Genomic DNA, 18327 nt, shown 5'->3' on the forward strand with positions numbered 1-18327 from the left:
AGACGACCGATGGATGTACTCACGCAGACCGCCAACTCGCTGTGGCAGGTCGTCCTCGTCGGACTGTTGCTCGGCGCAGGCCTGCCCGCGATCTTCGCGCTGGGCCTCAAGTCATTGTCCCTCGGCGCACAGCCGGGTCCCGACGGTCGGACATCGGCATCGTCGCTCGGCAAGGTCGGCGCCGCCGTCTGCTTCGCAACCGTGCTGATCGCGATCATTGCTGGGATACTGATGTTGATGCAGGACTTCCTGGCCAGCAGCTTCGGCATCCACGTTTTCTGAGCGAGGTACGCGTCACCCGCATACCCGCTCCTTCGTGAAAGTGATCGCATCCGTGACTGACGACTCGCACCGCTCGACAACTGGTGACTCGCCCCGCCCGGCGCACAAGAGCGCGCTTCGCTCGGTTCTCGACTGGCTCCGCGCCGGATACCCGGAGGGGATTCCCGCGAAGGATCATTTCGCGTTGCTCGCCGTCCTGGGGCGCCGGCTGACGGACGAGGAGATCGGGCAGATCGTCGAGTTGTCGATCGAGACCGCCCACGAGCATCCCGACCGGCACGTCGACTACGACGCGCTCAAGAGCATCATTGCCGGGGTGATCAGCGAGAAGCCGACCGAAGAGGACATCGCCCGGGTCACGGAGCGACTCGCCGCCGGTGGCTGGCCCGTCGTGGCCGACGAGCAGGACATGCCGAAAGCACACGGACACCACTGACGGACCGAGTTCAGGAGCACCATTGAGCCTGCCTCCGTTTCTCTCGTCGATCATCGACTGGCTCCGCGCCGGCTACCCCAACGGCGTTCCGGAGCAGGACTACGTCCCGCTGTTCGCTCTCCTCACCCGCCGTCTGTCGGAAGACGAGGTCGGCATCGTCACCGCAACCCTGGTCGACGACGGCGACCTGCCGATCTCGAAGACCGACATCCAGGTGCTCATCACCAAGATCACAAACGAGATGCCGCTCGAATCCGACGTGGACCGGGTGCAGTCACACCTGTCGGCCGGAGGATGGCCGCTCACCTGACCCGTGTCCGACCGGGGCACTCTCCGTGAAACCATCGACGAGTGACCCCGGTCCTGCACACCCTTCCGATTCCCAGCGGTCCCGCGGTGGCCGCCCTCCTCCCCCGCCTCGATCGACTCCTCGACGGCGGCGGCCCGCCCCTCCTGCCGGTACCCGAGGAGGACGCGAAGGAGACGAACCGACTCTGTGATGCGCTGCGTCCGGGCGCGGCGATCGACGACGTGCCGGACGCCGACGACATCGCACTCGTGATGGCGACGTCGGGCACGACCGGGGTGCCCAAGGGCGCCCTGCTGACGGCCCGCGCTCTGCGGGCCAGTGGCGACGCGACACACCGCCGACTCGGCGGACCCGGGTCGTGGCTGCTGGCGCTGCCCGCACACCACATCGCCGGCATGCAGGTGCTGCTGCGGAGCGTGCTGGCCGGCACCGCCCCCGTCGTCGTCGATGTCACGCGGGGATTCGATCCGGCGACGCTGCCCGCCGCCGTGGACGCGATGACCGGGACCCGTCGGTACACATCGCTGGTACCCACCCAACTGGTCAAGGCTCTCGACGACGACGCGGCGACCGCTGCGCTCGCCGAACTGGACGGCATCCTCCTCGGCGGCGCGGCGACACCGCCGCCGGTTCTGCGCCGGGCCGTCGATGCCGGGATGACGATCGTGCGCACCTACGGGATGAGCGAGACGTGCGGCGGGTGCATCTACGACGGCGCTCCGCTCGACGGCGTGCGAGTCCGGATCGCGGAGGACTCCCGAGTCCTGCTCGGCGGCGAGACGCTCGCGTCGGGGTACCGCGGGATTCCGGATCATCCGGCTTTCGCCGAACCCGGATGGTTCCGCACCGACGACGCCGGAACCGTCCGCGACGACGTCCTTACGATCCGGGGGCGACTGGACGAGGCGATCTCCACCGGTGGCCTCACGGTGGTGCCGCAGGTCGTCGAGGCAGTCCTGATGGAACACCCGGACGTTCGGGAATGCGCAGTGCTCGGTGTCCCCGACGAGCGACTCGGCCAGCGAGTGGTGGCGGCGATCGTGCCGGAGTCCGGGACGTCCCCCACCATCGACGATGTGAGGGCCCATGTCTGCGCCTCGCTCGACGCGACCGCGGCGCCCCGCGAACTGAAACTCGTGCGGTCACTCCCGCTGCGGGGACCGGGCAAGGTGGACCGCAAGGCGCTGCAGACGGACTGGGCTCGAACGAATAATTGACCGGGATGATCAGCGAGACCCGATTGTTACCTCGGGGCGAGGGTGAGTCCGGTTCGCCGGTTTCCCCTGCTGAAGCGGAGTACGGCGGAGAACCGGACGATTCAGCCGCACCCGTAGGCGCGAACGATTCCGCCGAAAGCCCTTGCCCGAAGCCGTAAACGGGCCATGCTTCGCCTGTGATCTTGGTTTCGGGGAACCGAGCACCGCGATCGCCTGTCCACCGACACTTCATCGACAAGGGTTGATCATGCATACACGTCCATCTCAGCTGTTACGCCGCGCGACCGTCGGGGCCGTCCTCGTCGCCGTGCCGGCACTCGCCGCGCCCGCGCTCGCCACCGCGGACGCCGTGGAACTCACCAGCCCCACAGTGACGTTCACCGTCACCGACGGCACCTTCGATCTGACCATCGACAATCCCAACAGCGATCCGACCAGCAGTTGCGGAGCATTCGTGGTCCAGGCCGCGAAACTCCCCACACTCGAGAAGGATCCGGCAAAGTTCACCGAGCCCGGATTCCTGACTTGGCGAACCGCGAACAGCGAGCGCGTCGGACCCGACTCGTCCAGGACCTACACCTTCGACGCCCCCAGCGGTCTCTATGCCGTTGTCGGCGAGTGTGATTCGCCGACCCAACCGCAGTGGTCCACGAGTGATCCGCAGATGGTATCGATTCCGAGCCAGTACACCGGAAGCTCGAGCGCGGCCCCCGCGAACGTCGCGGGCATCGCCCGCAACATCTTCGCCGGCGGTTCACTCGCCGCAGGCTAGCCCGGACCGGTTTCGATCGGGCGGGCGGAGACCACCCCACCCACCCGATCGAAACCGACCGCCCCGGAAATGAAGTAGTTGAACAAGCAATTGAATACGAGACAATCACGGATTACCGAAACGGAATTGTTATACAGAACCCAAATCGGCTCATGCGGTGCGGGTTTCCGCTGATCAAACGCCGTTACCAACGGGTAGGAATGGTCCATTCTGCGCACTCGCAGCCCGCAGTTCGTTACGTACCCGAGAGATTCGCCTTGCGGGAACTTGACCCAAGACCGATGCTTCTCCCCAGTGATCTTGGTTTCGGGTCTGGGTTTCGGGGAGCCGGGCGCCGCGATCACGTGTTTCGAACACTCGTACTCAACAGGAGTTGTCCATGCACGTGCGTACTCGAAATCTGTTCGCCCGCAGTGTTGCCGGTGTCGCCATTGCCGGCGCGGCCGCTCTCGCCGCCCCTGCAGTCTCGTCGGCCGCGCCCGCAGTCAAGGCGCCCACGGTCACCGCCGCTGCCGCGGGCAGCACCATCACGGTGACGGTAGCGAACCCCAACACCGATCCTGCCGTCACCTGCGGCGCCCACGCGTTCGCCGCGTCGCGTGCGAGCGAACTGGAGAAGGATCCCACCAAGCTCTTCGAGCCGGGATTCACGTTCTGGAAGGTCTCCGACAACGCCCGCGTCGCCGCGTCCGGCACCAAGTCCTTCACCACGCCGGAGTTCAACGACGGCGTGTTTGCCGTTGTCGGCGAATGCACTTCGGCCGACGGCGCGCCGGTCATCGGCCGCCCACAGGTCGTCAGCGTGCCCGAGGACGCGATCTTCGGCAGCCTCCGGAACGGCGCTCTCGAGAACGTCCTCGACTTCGTCCTGGGCGGCAACATCGACGGACTGATCGAGGCCATCTCGGCCGGATCGTCTCAGCCTGCCTGAGAGACGACCCGCACCACAGAACGTGCGCGGCGGTCCGGACACCAGTCGGGGATGCCCGGGCCGCTGCGCATCCTTTCCTGATCCGCTCGCCTCGTCGCCTCCTGCTTCGTATCGAGGCGACCGTCGCCGAAAGGTCCGCACCATGCGCTCACGTTCGACTTCAGTCCTCAGCCGTCTGGCGGCAGGAGGCGCCGTCGCTGCGGCGGCCCTGATCGCCGCCCCCGCGCTCGCGTCCGCCGCACCCGCCACGTTCACGGGACCGACCGTGACCGCGGCGGCCGACGGGGACACGATCGACGTCTCCGTCACCAATCCCAACGTCGACCACCCGACGAGCACGTGCGGTGCCGTCGCGGTCGACTCCGTCAAGGTGCCCCAGGCGATCGACGACCCGCTCAAGCTGCTCGAGCCCGGATTCGTCGCATGGACCAGCGGTCTCGACAGCGTGGGTGCGGGCGTCACCAAGGAGTACACGACGCCGGCACTTCCCGGTGGCATGTACGCCGTCGTCGGCGCGTGTGTGTCGCTGACCAATCCGGTTCCCGAACTGAGCGAACCGATCCTCGTCGGTGTCGGTGACACCTTCGGCAGCCTCGGGACGATCACCGGCAGCCTCGGCGACTTCCTCCCGAACATCGGCGATCTGCTCGGCGGCCTGCTGAAGTAGTTCGACCCGTACGAAGACCCGGGCCCGCGGTGCACTGCACCGCGGGCCCGGTGCATGTCCGGGCGCAAGCGCGGTGCAAGGGCGATGCAAGAGGGCCCCCTCATGGTTGTGCCATGAACCTCGATACCTCACCCCCGGCCATCGAGGCCGCCGGGCTCGTCAAGACCTTCGGGCAACAGCGAGCCGTGGACGGCGTCAGCCTCACCGTGCCGACCGGCTCGGTGTACGGCGTGCTCGGACCCAACGGCGCCGGCAAGACGACGACCGTCCGGATGCTCGCAACCCTGCTGCGACCCGACGGCGGCGAAGCCCGCGTCTTCGGCCGTGACGTGGTCCGCGAGTCGACGGCCGTCCGCTCCCTCGTCGGTGTCACCGGCCAATACGCGTCTGTCGACGAGGACCTCACCGCCACCGAGAATCTCGTGATCTTCTCGCGACTGCTCGGCCTGGGCCGCGCCGATGCGAAGCGCAAGGCCGTCGAGCTTCTCGAGGAGTTCGGACTCACCGAGGCGGCATCCAAGCCGCTGAAGAACTTCTCCGGCGGTATGCGCCGACGCCTCGACCTCGCCGCCAGCCTCATCGCCCGCCCCCCGCTGCTCTTCCTGGACGAGCCCACCACCGGTCTCGACCCGCGCACCCGCGCCCAGATGTGGGAAACGATCCGCCGGCTCGTCGCCGAGGGGTCGACGGTCCTGCTCACCACGCAGTACCTCGACGAGGCCGATCAGTTGGCCGACCGGATCGCGGTCATCGATCGCGGCAGGGTCATCGCCGACGGCACCGCCGACGAACTCAAGGCGTCGGTCGGGGTGTCGGCACTGCAGTTGACTCTCGCCGATCGCACGCAGACCGACGAGGCACGGTCGGTGATCTCCACGATGCTCGGCGTCGAGGCGGCGGTCACGCCGGAGTCCGGACGCATCACCGCGCCGCTGGCGGATCCGACTGTCACCGCGGATCTTCTCGTGCACCTGCGTGACCGGTCGATCGCGGTGGACGAGATCACCGTGTCGAAGCCGAGTCTCGACGAGGTCTTCCTCACCATCACCGGGCACGACACCGCCGAGTCCGAAGGAGACGCCGCATGACCACCACCCTCACCTCTCCCGCACGGGAACGCAGCACGCGGACGATCGAGGCCACCGATCGCATCGGCCTCCGGGACGCCGTCGCCCACACCTTCACGATGGCCTACCGCGGCATCCTGAAGATCAAGCACAATCCCGAGCAGCTGTTCGACGTGGTGATCCAGCCGGTCATCTTCACGTTCATGTTCACGTACATCTTCGGTGGCGCGATCTCCGGCGACGTGCAGTCGTACCTGCCGATCATCATCCCGGGCATCCTGGTGCAGACCGTCATCACAGCGTCGATCGTGACGGGCACCCAGTTGCGGGAGGACATGGACAAGGGTGTGTTCGACCGGTTCAAGTCGCTGCCGATCGCCCGCATCGCACCGCTGTCCGGAGCCTTGCTCGCCGACGTCGTGCGGTACGCGATCGCGACGACCATCACGATCGTCGTCGGCATCGCGATGGGCTACCGGCCGGACGGCGGCGTCGTCGGCGTGGTGTGCGCCGCGCTACTGATCATGGTGTGCGCGTTCGCGATCAGCTGGATCTTCGCACTGATGGGCGTGCTGATGAGCAAAGCCTCTGCCGTTCAGGGCGTCTCGATGATGATTCTGTTCCCGCTCACGTTCATGTCGAACGCGTTCGTTCCCGCCGACACGATGCCGGGCTGGATGCAGGCCTTCGTGAACGTCAATCCGGTCTCGCACCTGGTGACCGCGGTCCGCGAGCTCGCGAACGACGGCCACTTCGGGATCCACGCGGTGTGGGCGCTGCTCGGCGCCGCGGCGATCGTCGCGATCATGGCCCCGCTCACGGTGCGGACCTACATGCGCAGGACCTGACGGCTCACTCGTCCGTTGCGGCGAGGATCTCGAGGATCTCGAGGATCTCGTGACGTGCGGCGGCGCGCGGCATTCTCCGGACGGACGCCAGCGCCGCCGCGACGGCCTCTTCACCGAGCACGGCACGTGCCGCGTCGAGGTGACGATCCAGTCGCATCGACGGATAGTCCTGTCGTGCACGAACTCTCGTCGCGAGGGCGAGCAGCCGCAGCGCCCGCCCGAGGGCGCCGCGACCGGTGGCGATGCAGAAGCTGCCGACCGCGCAGGCGACGGCTCCGGTCTGCGGGAGGTCCGGGTATCCGCCGGGTCCGAGACGGTGCATGGAGACCGCTGCGAGCCGGTCCGCCAGATCCACGACCGTCCCCGGGCGCCCCGCGAGCACGTGTGCGTCCACGGCCGCCGACGCCACCATGACCTCGAACGGGTCCGCCGGGAGCTCGCCCACGAGATCGCCGGCGCTACCGACTGCACGACGGTACTCGGCCAGTCCCCGGTCCACCGCGCCGACGGCCAGATCCGCCTCCGCGGTGCTCGCAGCCAGCGACGCCTGGTTGTGTGTCTCGTGATCGCTCTGCGTGCCGGCGCTCGGGGCGCTCGCGTGCATCGGGACGAGCGTGGCGAGTTCGGCGCGGGCATCGGCGATCCGGCCCGCACCGATCAGCGCGGCCACCATGAATCCGCGCACCTGCAGGCTCTCGTCGTACAGGTGCAGTTCCCACAGTCCGTCGGCGGACCGCCGGTAGAAGTCGACTGCCTCGGTGTAGCGGGTGGACTGGGCATACAGGCTGCCGAGATGTTGGCACACCATCGCCAGGCCCCAGCTGTCGTTCGTCTGCTCGGCCAACGCGAGGGCCCGCAGTGCATCGGACTCCGAGCCGAACAGGTCTCCGTTGTTCTCCCGAAGGCTGGCGCGGGCGACCAGTGCGGAACTGCGCGCACCCGGGTCGTCCGAACGCACCGCCGTCGCCAGCGTCCGCGCCAGGCCGCGCCCGGATCCGGACGTCAGCATCAACGTCGCGTTGACTCGCGACGACTCGCTGATGTCCTTACGGGTGGCGAGCAGTCGCCGCAGGCGGGTGCGGGCGATCGCGACCGTGCGCAGGTGACCGCCCCTCGCCAGGTGGGCGGTGGCCAGCACGTACGCCGCCGCCAAGAGGTCACCGGGGACGTCGTCGGGAGCGAGGCCGGAATCGTCGAGTTCGAGCACGCGCGGCGCCCAGGCGAAGACCTCCGAGTGTGCGCCCCGCGATGCCCACATGCCGCCGAGTACCGGGAACACCGTGAGGACGGTGCGAACGAGCTTCGCCGACAGTGCGTACCGCAGCACCGCGAGCAGGTTGTCGTGCTCGGCCTCCAGCCGATGCGCCGCAGCGACCTGCCGGCCGGACGTGAAGTCGTGGAACGTCTCTCGCGAGAAGCACTCCGCCCACTCGACCGTCCGGCGCCGTACCTCGGCAGCCTCGTCGTCGTCCGACTGTTCCTCGCCGAACTCCCGCACCGTCTCGAGCATGTGGTAGCGCAGCCCCACGGCATCGGCTCCGCCGGGTGGTTCGACCACCGCCAGCATCGACTGATTCACCAGGCCCTCGAGCGCATCGGCAACGTCGACGACCTCCCCCCACTGCGCCACCGCGACCGCGGCGTCGGCCGTGAAACCGGCCGGGAACCGGCACATTCGACGCAGTGCCGCCCGCTCCGGCTCCTCGAGCAGGTTCCAACTCCAGTCGATCACCGCACGGAGGGTGCGGTGCCGTTCCGGGGACGTGCGGTCCCCCGAGCGCAGCAACGTGAACCGGTCCACCAGTCGGGCATTGATCTCCTCGACGCTCATCGTCCGGACCCGCGCGGCGGCGAGTTCGATCGCGAGCGGCAGCCCGTCCAGCGTCCGGCACAAGCGCTCCACTTCGCCGTCGTCCAAGCGCACCGACGGCCGCACCGCGAGCGCGCGTGCCCGGAACAGTTCGACGGCGGGCGAACCGTCGTCGTCGATCGCCAACGGTGGCAACGGATACACCGCCTCCGCCGTGTTCGACATCGGCGACCGACTGGTCGCGAGGACCGTGAGATGCGGACTCGCGGCGATCAGATCGGACACCACGTCGGCGACGTCGTCGATGAGGTGCTCGCAGTTGTCGAGGATCAGCAGCGACGGCCGAGCCGACAGTGCGTCACGCAGCCGCTGGCGCGCGTCGTGGATCCGGGTGCGGGTGAGGCCGCCCGGGGTGAGGTCGGCCTCGCTGAGCCCGAGGGTGCCGCTGATCGCGGCGATCAGGTCCTCGCCGCTGCGCAGTGGCGCGAGTTCGACGAGCGCGACCGGCATCCGGCCCGACACCACCGTCCCGACTGCGTGCGCCACCCTGGTCTTGCCGGTGCCGCCGGGCCCGAGGACCGTCACCACCCGCGACGACACCAGCAGCAGTTCGAGCGCCGCCAGGTCGGTCTTCCGCCCGAGCAGGGGGTTGGGCGCAGCGCGGAGCCCGATCACGTTGGGCAGCATCCGGGTTGCGGTCTCCGCCCGGTCCGCGGGCTCCGCGGCGCCGCCCGGTTCCTCCCCTACACCCGAACGGTCGTTCCGATCGCCGCGCAGGATCGTGGCGTTGAGGTCGACCAGCCGGGCCGACGGGTCGACACCCAGGCGGTCGGCCAGCCGACCACGCAACCCCGCGAACACCTCGAGCGCCTCGTTGGACCGCCCCGAACCGTGCAGGCACTCCATGAGCAGCGCGTGGGCTCCTTCGTCGAGCGGCGCCGCGCCCGCCGCGGCGCGCGCGATCGGCAACGCGGCGGCGTGCTCGCCGGACGCCAGCAGCGCCGCCAGTTCGACCGCCTCGAGCGCACCCCGGTGCGAGGCGGCCTCGGTCGCCAGATCGTCCGCGAGGTCACCGCCGGGAAGATCCGCGCCCGGCTCGCCTCGCCACAGGGCCCGGGCCCGCCGCACCGCGTCCAGTGCGCCCCGATGGTCCCCGTCCGCGTGCCGCTGCCCCGCCTCCCGCGCGAGCAGACGAGCCCGCGCCAGGTCGACCCGCTCCGGCGCGAGAGCCAACCGGTAGCCGGCCGGACCCGCTTCGATCGCACCGTCCGGCAGCGCCGAGCGCAACCGGGAGATCTGGGTGTGCAGGGCGTTGGTCGGGGCTTTCGGCGGGGTCTCGCCCCAGACGTCCTCGACCAACGCCGCGGCGCTGCGGAAGTGTCCGGGCCGCCGCGCGAGCGCCACCAGCAGAGCGCGGGCCCGTGGCCCGGGAAGCGGAACCAGGCCGCCGTCGCGGCGTGTGGCAACGCCACCCAGCAGCGCCACCTCGACCGGCGGCTCCGTGGGTGCCGGGGACTGGGGATCGCTCGTCACGGTTTGCACCGGCGACAAGCCTATGGGAGTACCCGACCGTGCGGCCACTCGATTCGACGAGGGTGAAAGGATCGGCGCATGGCTTCTGTGTCCCAGTGGATCGAGGGCGCTCGTCCGCGCACCCTGCCCAATGCGATCGCTCCCGTGTTCGCCGGTACCGGCGCGGCGGCGTCCCTCGACGGCGCAGTGTGGTGGAAGGCGCTGCTGGCACTGCTGGTCTCACTCGCGCTGATCGTCGGCGTCAACTTCGCCAACGACTACTCGGACGGCATCCGCGGCACCGACGACGAACGGGTGGGACCGCTGCGCCTCGTCGGGTCCGGGCTGGCCTCACCGGGGGCGGTCAAGGGCGCCGCGATGGGGTGTTTCGCCGTGGCCGCGGTCGCGGGCATCGTCCTCGCCCTGGTCTCGGCGTGGTGGCTGATCCTGGTCGGCGCGGTCTGCATCCTGGGCGCCTGGTATTACACGGGCGGCAAGAAGCCGTACGGCTACAGCGGTTTCGGTGAGATCGCGGTCTTCGTGTTCTTCGGTCTGGTCGCGGTGCTCGGCACCGAGTTCGTGCAGGCCGGGCGCGTCGACTGGGCCGGACTGCTCGCGGCGATCGCGGTCGGTTCGTACTCGAGTGCCGTGCTGGTGGCGAACAACCTGCGCGACATCCCCACCGACACCGAGTCCGGGAAGATCACCCTCGCAGTGAAACTGGGCGACGCCCGGACCCGCACCCTGCACCTGGTGCTGCTGGTGGTGCCGTTCCTGGCGACGCTCGCGCTCGTCGCACGCACGCCGTGGGCGCTCGTGGGCCTGCTCGCTCTCCCGCTCGCGATCAAGGCGAACGCCCCGGTGCGCAGCGGTGGCCGGGGACCCGCGCTGATCCCGGCCCTCGCGGTCACCGGAATGTCGATGTTGGTGTGGGCCATCGCCACCGGTCTCGCACTCGGGCTGGGCTGACTCGTTCCCCGCTAGTCGTGCTCGGCGCGGTGCCCGAGAACGTTGACGACCTTGCCGTCCGGGTCGAGCACGAAGAACCTGCGCACGCCCCACTCCTCGTCCTGCAGCGGATGGACGATGGTCGCGCCGCGCGCGACCATCGCCTCGTAGACCGCATCCACGTCGTCCACCTCGACGCTCATGTCGGGGTGGACCGACGCCGTCGCGTCGTCACCCAGGAATGTCACCTGTGCGGTGGGGTTCGACGGCGACGCCATCGTCATCACCCACCCCAGGTTCATCACCTCGACGAAACCGAGTGCGCCGTAGAAGTCACGGCTGTCGCCCAGCGAGCTCGATCGGATGTCGGGTACGACTCGGCGGACGGTCATGTCACTTCCTTTCCGGGACCAGCGCGCTGAGCACGAAGTTCACGAGCGAGATGATCAGCGCACCCCACACCGCCGTCCAGAAACCGTCGACGCTCAGGCCCCACTCGGTCTGCGAGCTGATCCACGACGTCAGCATCAGCATCAGCGCGTTGATGACGAGAGTGAACAGACCCAGCGTGAGGATCAGCAGCGGCAGCGACAACAGTTTCACGAGCGGCTTCACGAATGTGTTCACGACCGTGAACAGCAGCGCGATACCGAGGATGATCAGCACGTCGCTTCCGGTGCCCTCGCCCGACTCGGCGATCGTGATGCCGCTCACCCACTGCGAGGCCAGCCAGATGGCGACCGCGTTGATCACCAGGCGTATCAGAAATGTCATGTCCACATGCTGGCACGAACCCGACCACCGGACGTAACGAGCGACCTCGCGCTCACGGGCGACGGATGACGGCCGCGTTGAGGCGCAGACGCTCGCGCAGGAAGTGCTCCACGGTTTCGATCTCGGCGTCCGAGCAGTCCAGCAACAACTTGACCTCGACGTCCCGCTTCGTCAGATCCGCGGTGAGCGCGACCCCCACCAGTCCGGCGCCGGCGGCCGAACCGCGAAACACGTCGACGCCCTCGGCGTCGCCACCGCCGGTGTCCTCGAGGAACCCGTAGTCGACGGGGTAGACCACCTCGGGAAACCGCGGGTGCGTGCTGCCGCGGGGACGGTCGATCCGGAGCGGTGCCCGGCGGATCAGCTCGTCGAGGGCCGCGAAGAACGAGGCCATGTTCGTGTCCATGACGCCAGCCTGCCACGCAAAAACCTGGCGAACGACGACATTCCGCGCATTGCCGCACTAGCATCTGCGCATGACCGTGCGCCGAGTCGATTGGTGGGCGGCCCTCGGAGCGGCCGCCCTGCTCGCCGTGGTCGGCGTCGCCGCCGGCGGGTTCGCACTTGCCGACGACGCCTCCGTGAAAGCCGGTCGCGAATACGGCACCAGCCAGGCCACGATGTACCTGCAGTACAACCCGGTCGACCCCACGGACGAACAGTTGCAGCAGTGGTGTCGGCAGGGCGCGGAACTGTCCGCAGGCATGCAGGTCTGGTACGACGGCGGCGTCATCCAGGTCGGCGAACTCGACCGGAAACGTTTCGCGGACGGCTGTTTCGAGAGCTACCGCGACGGAATCCGCTGACCGTCGGCGTCGAACGCCCCGTCCACCGCGGCCTGCAGATCGGCCGCCACGGCACGGGTGATGTCCATCGGCGTCGTCGGGAGTTCGAGAACCGGGGACGAGATGTAGACGTCGGCCGCGCCCCCGGGCCGGTAGCGGATGCCGAGGCTCAGCAGTGCCGGAGCGGAGCCGAGCTTGCGTGCCTTCACCACGATGTGCCCGATACCGCTGTTGATCTTCTGCACGCGACCGGGGTCCACGTCGTTGCAGGTGCCTTCCGGGAAGATCGCGAGCACGTCTCCGCGATGGAGTCGTTCCGCGGAGATCTCCATCATCCGGCGGCCCGCATCCGCGACCGCCCGCATCCCGTGATCCTTGCCGCGGAACACCGGAATCGACCCCATCATGTCGATCTTCCGACGCAGCTTCGGATCCACGAACAGTTCGTCCTTCGCAAGCACGCGGGTACGCCCGATCGCACGGCGCAGCGGCGACTGCCATGCAGTCGCGGCGAGCGTGTACTGGTCCCGATCGGTCACGTGATTGGCGGCGACGATCAGCCGCGTGCCGTTGCGGAGCAACTCCGCCAACTGCAGGCGGGCCCCGTCGGCGTAGCGGATACGCGGCCGGAAGCGTGCGCTGAGCGCGGCGTAGGCGCCGTACGCGACGATCCGATTCTGTCGATGATCCAGGTAGAAGCTGTAGACGTCCTCGTAGTTCTCCAGCGTCACTTCGGGCCTGGTCATGTCGAGCCTCTCGTTCGGATGCCCCCATCCGACCCCCAACGGTACACAACCTACGCAACCGTAGGTTGTGTACCGTGGTCGGCTCAGTGCAGCCGCGCCCGGAAGGCCGCGACCAGATCGGGCAGCGCCTGCGCGGCGACCTCCGGATCGGGATCGATCCCACCGACCGCCATCATCAGGTCGGTCGCACCGCTCGCGACGAGCGCCTCGGCGCCCGCCATCGTCCGCTCGAGATCGATCGCACCGTCCGCGCCGCGCTCCACGGTGAGTCGACCGCGTACCTGCAACTCGTGCGGATCCCGTCCGGCCTCCTCGAAGCTGCGCCGCAGCAGCGCGGTACCCGCCGCGAGATCCTCGTCGGTGGCACCCATGATCGGGATCCAGCCGTCACCCCACGTGGTCACCCGCCGGACAACGGGCTTCGACAGAGACCCGGACACCCAGATCGGGATGCTGCGTCCCGGGGCCGGGCGCGGCGAGCAGTAGGCGTCGTCGAACGACAGGCTCGGCGTGGACACCGATGCCGGGCCACCCGCCCACAGCGCGCGGCACGCCGCCAGCGTGTCGTCGAGCAGCGGTCCCCGCTTCGTGAAGTCGAGACCGGCCGCCTCGTACTCCCTTTCCTGCCAACCGGTCCCGACTCCGAGATCGAGACGCCCACCCGAGATCAGGTCGAGCGTCGCAGCCGTCTTGGCCAGGACCGCACCACCACGCAGGGCCGCGATCACGATGCCGGTGCCCAGGCGCACCCGCTCGGTCCTGCCCGCGAGCAGCGCCAGCATCGTCAGCGGCTCGAGCCAGACGGCGTCGGGTTCGGTGGGGAACGCCGACCACGTGTAGCCGGACGTGTCCGAACCCATCACGACGTGGTCGGTGACCATGATTCGATCGATGCCGGCCCGGTCGGCCGCCACGCAGAAGCGCACGAACTGCCCGTAGTCGTCACCCGCCAGCAGTGGGCCGAAGTTGGGGACGTTGAGACTGAGAGTCGGCTTGGCGTCGGACACGAGCGACCTTTCGTTCGAAGAGCGGGTCACGGGTTGCGGGGACGATTGGTCCAGCCACCCTCGGGCTTCGGGAACCAGCCGCCGGCCGCGAAGGTGCCACCGTCGACGTGGACGGTGGTGCCCGTCGTGTAGCGGCCCAGATCGGACGCCAGGAACAGTGCGGCGCCCGCGATGTCCTCCGGCTGACCGGGCCCGCCCAGCGGCGCCCACGTCGGCCACTTCGCCCACTCCTCCTCCGACAGCCACTCGGAGTAGGGCACCTGCACGGACTCGATCAGGTCGGGCGCGATCGCGTTGACCCGGACACCGGTCCGCCCGACCTCGACGGCCAGGCTGCGGCTGAACTGCGTGACGGCAGCCTTGTACGCCGCGTACACCGAATGTCCCGGTATCGCCCGATGCGCCTCGACCGTCGTGAGGTTGATGATCGAGCCGCCCCGCCCGCCTTCCGCCATGCCCGGCAGCAGCGCGTGCGTGAGCCGCAGGACGTGGTCGAGATTGATCCCGGCGACCTCCGACCAGAACGCCGACGCGGTCTCCTCGAACGGCGTCGGCGGACGCAGGAAGTGACCGGCGTTGTTCACCAGGACGTCGGGTGCGAACTCGACGATCTCGCCGGGAACCGTCGCGTCGAGCACGTCGTAGGCGAGGACCTCGATCCCGCCGCCCGCCGCGGTGTCGAACTCCAGCGCGTGAGCCGCGTCGGCGTCGATGTCGGCCACCAGGACCTGCGCGCCGTGCGCCGCGAAGGACCGCGCGATCGCGGCACCGATTCCGTGGGCACCACCGGTGACGATCGCACGCTTACCCGGAAGCAGTGGTCCGGGGCTGAACGCCGGGCGGATGGATGCAGGTTGTGGCGACACGGTTCCTCCTAGGTCTGCGGATCGAGCCCCTGGCCCGATGTCACATACGCTCGGTCGAGCTGAACGCGTGTGACATTCGGCCACTATCCGAGGCACGCCGGTACGGGCGCAGACGATTTCCCGGACAACGAGAAACCACACGCGTGAGAGTTCTCATGTCCGCGCGCGTGAGCCTGTCGGTAGCCTCGAATCGACTGACACACACTCGGAACGGGAGAACTCCACGATGCTGAACAAGACCGCCAACTCCGCTCTCGCCGCAGCCGGACTGGTCGGCGGATACGCCGTCGCGCGGCAGACCGGGAACCGCCAGCTGGGCGGCGCGGTGCTGGCAGCGGTCGGTGGCGTGTGCACCTACAACTGGGCCAAGACTTCGGGGGCGGGCCGCGCCGCGGCACTGCTGGGCACCTACGTCGGCGCCTTCGGCGGCTCGCACCCGCTCGCCAAGAAGATCGGCGCGTGGCCGTCCGTCGGTGTCGTCGCCGCCGGCACCGCGATCGCATCGCAGGTCGTCTCGAAGGGCTGAATCGCCCTTCCCCGACCTAGCCGGTCCACCGCCCGGTGCGCGCGAACTCGTCGAGCACCGCGGCGGGACCGGTGAGGTCGATCCCCTCGGACGCCACCCAGGCGTCGTCGAAGTACGTGCCCGAATAGCGCTCGCCGCCGTCGCACAGCAGCGTCACGACGCTGCCGCTGCGTCCGGCCGCGAGCATCTCGCCCACGAGCCCGAACGCGCCCCACAGGTTGGTGCCGGTCGAGCCGCCCACCTTACGACCCAGTGCGTCACTCGCGTGCCGCATCGCCGCGATGGAACCGGCGTCGGGCACCTTCACCATGCGGTCGACGACCTGACCGATGAACGACGGTTCCACCCGTGGCCGGCCGATGCCCTCGATCCGTGAACCCCGCTCCCCGGTGACGCTCGGATCGCCAGCACGCCACGCGTCGAAGAACACCGAGTGCTCCGGGTCGACGACGCACAGCCCGGTGTCGAACTTGCGGTACCGCAGGAACCGCCCGATGGTCGCGCCCGTGCCGCCGGTACCGGCACCCACGACGATCCAGTCGGGGATCGGATGATCCTCCTGCTGCAGCTGCGTGAAGATCGACTCCGCGATGTTGTTGTTGCCCCGCCAGTCGGTGGCCCGCTCGGCGTGCGTGAACTGGTCCATGTAGTGCCCGCCGGTCTCGGCGGCCAGACGGTACGACTCGTCGTAGATGCGCGACGGGTCGGTGACGAAGTGACAGCGGCCCCCCTGCGCCTCGATCAGGGCGATCTTGGCCGGGCTGGTGCTCGCGGGCATGACGGCAACGAAGTCGAGACCCAGCAGCTTCGCGAAGTACGCCTCGCTGACTGCCGTCGAGCCGGACGACGCCTCGATCACCGTGGTGTTCTCGGTCACCCAGCCGTTGCAGATCGAATACAGGAACAGTGAGCGCGCCAGCCGGTGCTTGAGGCTGCCGGTGATGTGCGTGGACTCGTCCTTGAGGTACAGCTGCACGTTCCACGACGGCGGAAGCGGGTACCGCAGCAGGTGTGTGTCGGCGCTGCGCTGAGCGTCGGCCTCGATCAGACGGACGGCGTTGTCGACCCAGGCCCGTGAGCCCCGGCGGTCGAGGACGGTCGTCACCGGTTGCGGTCCTCGCCCCGCAGCTTCGCGTGCAGATCGGCCTTGTCGGCCCGGCGCTTCGCGTCGACCGACGCGATGTCCTCGTTGACCCGCTTACGCAGCTTCGCGAACAGCACCAGCGACAGAGGCAGCGCGATCAGAACGGCGAACAGTGCGGCAACGATGAACGGGACCTCGACCCCGATCAGGTTGCCGCCGAAGAGGATGACCGCCGCGAGGACGACGACCAGGCCCAGGCGCGCCACCGAGTAGAGGGCGACGTCACGGACGAGGTGACCCGTCGTGACGGCGGGGACGGTGTCGGTGCCCTGCTCACTGGCCTTCTCGGGACGATTCTGCGCTGCATCACTCACAGTGCCAGCCTACCTATCGCCGGGTGGCGCTCTCGCCGGGGAACACTCTCAGAAGACCAGCAGCAATACGCCGGGGCCGAGGTTGTTGAAAGTCGACCCCCACTCCCAGACGCCGAACGTGGCCATCAGGTTGCCCCAGTTACCCGTCACCACCGCGTTGCCGAGGGTCGCGCCCTGTTGGAACGCCGTGTAGATGGCCTGGATGACGGTCGCGCCGGCGTCGGGTCCGACGAATCCGGCGATCACAGGTTCCTCCTCTGCTCCGGACGAGTTCTCCTGCTCGAGCGCTGTCGTGGGAGACCCGGGATCGTTGATCCGTCTCCCGTCATGAGCGCGTTACCGAAGGTGGCACCCTGCCGGAACGCCCAGTAGACGCTGTCGATGATGTTCGTGCCGATGTTGGGACCCATGGCCTCGGCGAGCATGCACGCCTCCTCCTGACCCGAATGTCCGACACCGATTCACGGCCGACGGGTGCTGGACTGGATGACGGTCACCCACCCCGGCACTTCGACGTTCCGCCCCTGTATTCGGCTTCTGTCGGCTTCGGTGCGCCTGAGCAGAGGCCCACCCTAGGGGCCGTCCGCCCACTTCGTACCGGGTTTGCCGATTCCTGTGCGCACTCCACAATGTCCCGGCCCGAGTCGCCCGATTTGTCCATTACCTCCGCTTTACCAACTTTAGATCGTTCGAGTACCTGGGGGGTGTAGTGCCACGATGTCGAGGCCGGTCGACAAACGAACCGGTCCCGAATCCCCCGGCCGACCCCCGACGGGTAGGCCCCGACAGTTGGAGGATCGATGAGCGCACCCACCTATAACGGCGCCAAGGAAGCCCTGCTGACCCCGGGCCAGGTCGCCGCACTGTTCCACGTCGACCCCAAGACCGTCACGCGTTGGGCGCACGCCGGCCGGCTCGGATCTCTGCGCACCCCCGGCGGACACCGGAGGTTCCGAGAGGCCGAGGTGCTGGCGCTCCTGACGTCGCTGACGACCGAGGCCCACCACTCCTAGAACGCCCCGTCCGACAGGTGGATACCCGGACGACCCGGACGCGGTTACCCTCGTAGCAGGAGGTGCACCGTGATCTACCTATTGGCGTTCATCGGCCTGGTAACGCTCGCAGTCCTGTTCTGGAAGGCGTTCGGTCCGACCGCCACCACCGTCGCCCGAGGCGGCGGCAGGCCGGCCGGCAGGCCCGGGAGGGCAGTGGGTCCCGACGACGATCCCGAGTTCCTGTGGCGGGTGGATCGTGACAACCACCGTCGGCAGTCGGACCACCGTCCGGGTACCGACTCCCCCGCCGACCCGGACAACTGACGGACCACCGCGGGCTGACGCCCGTGAGGGTTCAGCGGACCGGTTC

The 18327-nt window shown here is 68.7% G+C and carries 25 protein-coding genes; 14 read left to right on the forward strand and 11 right to left on the reverse strand.

What is annotated here, in order from left to right:
• Nucleotides 1-9 precede the first annotated feature (9 nt).
• The 9 genes from AC1RIF_RS09215 (at nucleotide 10) to AC1RIF_RS09255 (ending at nucleotide 6530) form a co-directional block, all read left to right on the forward strand.
• Nucleotides 10-282, forward strand: a complete 273-nt coding sequence (locus tag AC1RIF_RS09215; protein WP_492601049.1) for a hypothetical protein — start codon at nucleotides 10-12, stop codon at nucleotides 280-282.
• Nucleotides 283-334: 52 nt separating this feature from the next.
• Nucleotides 335-718, forward strand: a complete 384-nt coding sequence (locus tag AC1RIF_RS09220) for a DUF3349 domain-containing protein (RefSeq protein WP_492601050.1) — start codon at nucleotides 335-337, stop codon at nucleotides 716-718.
• Nucleotides 719-740: 22 nt separating this feature from the next.
• Nucleotides 741-1028 (forward strand): DUF3349 domain-containing protein, encoded by a 288-nt coding sequence (locus tag AC1RIF_RS09225; RefSeq protein ID WP_492601051.1) that lies wholly within the window; start codon nucleotides 741-743, stop codon nucleotides 1026-1028.
• A 41-nt stretch (nucleotides 1029-1069) separates the two neighbouring features.
• Nucleotides 1070-2245 (forward strand): o-succinylbenzoate--CoA ligase, encoded by a 1176-nt coding sequence (menE, locus tag AC1RIF_RS09230; protein ID WP_492601052.1) that lies wholly within the window; start codon nucleotides 1070-1072, stop codon nucleotides 2243-2245.
• Nucleotides 2246-2492: 247 nt separating this feature from the next.
• Entirely contained in the window at nucleotides 2493-3017 is a 525-nt protein-coding gene (locus tag AC1RIF_RS09235) for a hypothetical protein (protein ID WP_492601053.1), read from the forward strand.
• A gap of 379 nt (nucleotides 3018-3396) precedes the next feature.
• Complete coding sequence (locus tag AC1RIF_RS09240; RefSeq protein ID WP_492601054.1) at nucleotides 3397-3948, forward strand: hypothetical protein; 552 nt, start codon at nucleotides 3397-3399, stop codon at nucleotides 3946-3948.
• A gap of 142 nt (nucleotides 3949-4090) precedes the next feature.
• Nucleotides 4091-4615, forward strand: a complete 525-nt coding sequence (locus AC1RIF_RS09245) for a hypothetical protein (protein WP_492601055.1) — start codon at nucleotides 4091-4093, stop codon at nucleotides 4613-4615.
• Nucleotides 4616-4728: 113 nt separating this feature from the next.
• On the forward strand, nucleotides 4729-5703 hold the full coding sequence (locus AC1RIF_RS09250) for an ATP-binding cassette domain-containing protein (RefSeq protein WP_492601056.1): 975 nt from the start codon (nucleotides 4729-4731) through the stop codon (nucleotides 5701-5703).
• Nucleotides 5700-6530: an ABC transporter permease gene (locus tag AC1RIF_RS09255; protein WP_492601057.1), complete on the forward strand. Its 831-nt coding sequence runs from the start codon at nucleotides 5700-5702 to the stop codon at nucleotides 6528-6530. Before AC1RIF_RS09250 ends, AC1RIF_RS09255 begins: the two co-directional genes overlap by 4 nt.
• A 4-nt stretch (nucleotides 6531-6534) precedes the next feature.
• Here AC1RIF_RS09255 and AC1RIF_RS09260 read toward each other — a convergent pair whose 3' ends face one another.
• Nucleotides 6535-9882, reverse strand: coding sequence for an ATP-binding protein (locus tag AC1RIF_RS09260; protein ID WP_492601058.1), 3348 nt, complete (start codon nucleotides 9880-9882; stop codon nucleotides 6535-6537).
• A 69-nt stretch (nucleotides 9883-9951) separates the two neighbouring features.
• On the opposite strand from AC1RIF_RS09260, the gene AC1RIF_RS09265 reads away from it, so the two are divergent.
• Nucleotides 9952-10821: a 1,4-dihydroxy-2-naphthoate polyprenyltransferase gene (locus AC1RIF_RS09265; protein WP_492601059.1), complete on the forward strand. Its 870-nt coding sequence runs from the start codon at nucleotides 9952-9954 to the stop codon at nucleotides 10819-10821.
• 11 nt (nucleotides 10822-10832) lie between these two features.
• Here the strand turns inward: AC1RIF_RS09265 and AC1RIF_RS09270 are convergent, their stop codons facing one another.
• Genes AC1RIF_RS09270 through AC1RIF_RS09280 form a run of 3 tightly spaced genes read right to left on the reverse strand, consistent with a single transcriptional unit; the run spans nucleotide 10833 to nucleotide 11980 of the window.
• Nucleotides 10833-11192: a VOC family protein gene (locus tag AC1RIF_RS09270; RefSeq protein WP_492601060.1), complete on the reverse strand. Its 360-nt coding sequence runs from the start codon at nucleotides 11190-11192 to the stop codon at nucleotides 10833-10835.
• A 1-nt stretch (nucleotide 11193) separates the two neighbouring features.
• On the reverse strand, nucleotides 11194-11574 hold the full coding sequence (locus AC1RIF_RS09275) for a phage holin family protein (RefSeq protein WP_492601061.1): 381 nt from the start codon (nucleotides 11572-11574) through the stop codon (nucleotides 11194-11196).
• Between the two features lie 52 nt (nucleotides 11575-11626).
• Nucleotides 11627-11980, reverse strand: coding sequence for an inorganic pyrophosphatase (locus AC1RIF_RS09280; protein WP_492601062.1), 354 nt, complete (start codon nucleotides 11978-11980; stop codon nucleotides 11627-11629).
• 70 nt (nucleotides 11981-12050) lie between these two features.
• Here AC1RIF_RS09280 and AC1RIF_RS09285 point away from each other — a divergent pair, with 70 nt between their 5' ends.
• The gene (locus AC1RIF_RS09285) at nucleotides 12051-12380 is read left to right on the forward strand and encodes a succinate dehydrogenase (RefSeq protein ID WP_492601063.1); all 330 of its coding nucleotides are present in this window, start codon (nucleotides 12051-12053) and stop codon (nucleotides 12378-12380) included.
• Here AC1RIF_RS09285 and AC1RIF_RS09290 read toward each other — a convergent pair.
• From AC1RIF_RS09290 to AC1RIF_RS09300, 3 genes are all read right to left on the reverse strand, one after another.
• Nucleotides 12359-13105: a lysophospholipid acyltransferase family protein gene (locus AC1RIF_RS09290; RefSeq protein WP_492601064.1), complete on the reverse strand. Its 747-nt coding sequence runs from the start codon at nucleotides 13103-13105 to the stop codon at nucleotides 12359-12361. The two genes, AC1RIF_RS09285 and AC1RIF_RS09290, sit on opposite strands and share 22 nt — an antisense overlap.
• An 83-nt stretch (nucleotides 13106-13188) precedes the next feature.
• Nucleotides 13189-14112 carry a TIGR03619 family F420-dependent LLM class oxidoreductase gene (locus AC1RIF_RS09295; protein ID WP_492601065.1) on the reverse strand — a complete coding sequence of 308 codons (924 nt, stop codon included), beginning with the start codon at nucleotides 14110-14112 and terminating at the stop codon, nucleotides 13189-13191.
• Between the two features lie 26 nt (nucleotides 14113-14138).
• Nucleotides 14139-14978 (reverse strand): SDR family NAD(P)-dependent oxidoreductase, encoded by an 840-nt coding sequence (locus AC1RIF_RS09300; protein ID WP_492601066.1) that lies wholly within the window; start codon nucleotides 14976-14978, stop codon nucleotides 14139-14141.
• Between the two features lie 226 nt (nucleotides 14979-15204).
• Between AC1RIF_RS09300 and AC1RIF_RS09305 the strand changes: the two genes are divergently transcribed.
• Nucleotides 15205-15504: a hypothetical protein gene (locus AC1RIF_RS09305; RefSeq protein WP_492601067.1), complete on the forward strand. Its 300-nt coding sequence runs from the start codon at nucleotides 15205-15207 to the stop codon at nucleotides 15502-15504.
• Nucleotides 15505-15520: 16 nt separating this feature from the next.
• Here AC1RIF_RS09305 and cds1 read toward each other — a convergent pair whose 3' ends face one another.
• The 4 genes from cds1 to AC1RIF_RS09325 are packed head-to-tail and all read right to left on the reverse strand — an operon-like array spanning nucleotide 15521 to nucleotide 17387.
• On the reverse strand, nucleotides 15521-16609 hold the full coding sequence (gene cds1 / locus AC1RIF_RS09310; RefSeq protein WP_492601068.1) for an L-cysteine desulfhydrase Cds1: 1089 nt from the start codon (nucleotides 16607-16609) through the stop codon (nucleotides 15521-15523).
• The gene (locus AC1RIF_RS09315) at nucleotides 16606-16962 is read right to left on the reverse strand and encodes a DUF4229 domain-containing protein (RefSeq protein ID WP_492601069.1); all 357 of its coding nucleotides are present in this window, start codon (nucleotides 16960-16962) and stop codon (nucleotides 16606-16608) included. The genes cds1 and AC1RIF_RS09315 overlap by 4 nt, the downstream gene beginning before the upstream one ends.
• Nucleotides 16963-17010: 48 nt before the next feature.
• Nucleotides 17011-17208: a metal ABC transporter permease gene (locus AC1RIF_RS09320; protein ID WP_492601070.1), complete on the reverse strand. Its 198-nt coding sequence runs from the start codon at nucleotides 17206-17208 to the stop codon at nucleotides 17011-17013.
• Nucleotides 17205-17387, reverse strand: coding sequence for a hypothetical protein (locus tag AC1RIF_RS09325; RefSeq protein ID WP_492601071.1), 183 nt, complete (start codon nucleotides 17385-17387; stop codon nucleotides 17205-17207). The genes AC1RIF_RS09320 and AC1RIF_RS09325 overlap by 4 nt, the downstream gene beginning before the upstream one ends.
• A gap of 375 nt (nucleotides 17388-17762) precedes the next feature.
• Between AC1RIF_RS09325 and AC1RIF_RS09330 the strand changes: the two genes are divergently transcribed.
• Nucleotides 17763-17975 carry a BldC family transcriptional regulator gene (locus AC1RIF_RS09330; protein WP_114718721.1) on the forward strand — a complete coding sequence of 71 codons (213 nt, stop codon included), beginning with the start codon at nucleotides 17763-17765 and terminating at the stop codon, nucleotides 17973-17975.
• 69 nt (nucleotides 17976-18044) lie between these two features.
• Nucleotides 18045-18281, forward strand: coding sequence for a hypothetical protein (locus AC1RIF_RS09335; RefSeq protein WP_492601072.1), 237 nt, complete (start codon nucleotides 18045-18047; stop codon nucleotides 18279-18281).
• Nucleotides 18282-18327: the final 46 nt, after the last annotated feature.

The organism is Prescottella sp. GW823-FHT02E09 (assembly GCF_058797375.1).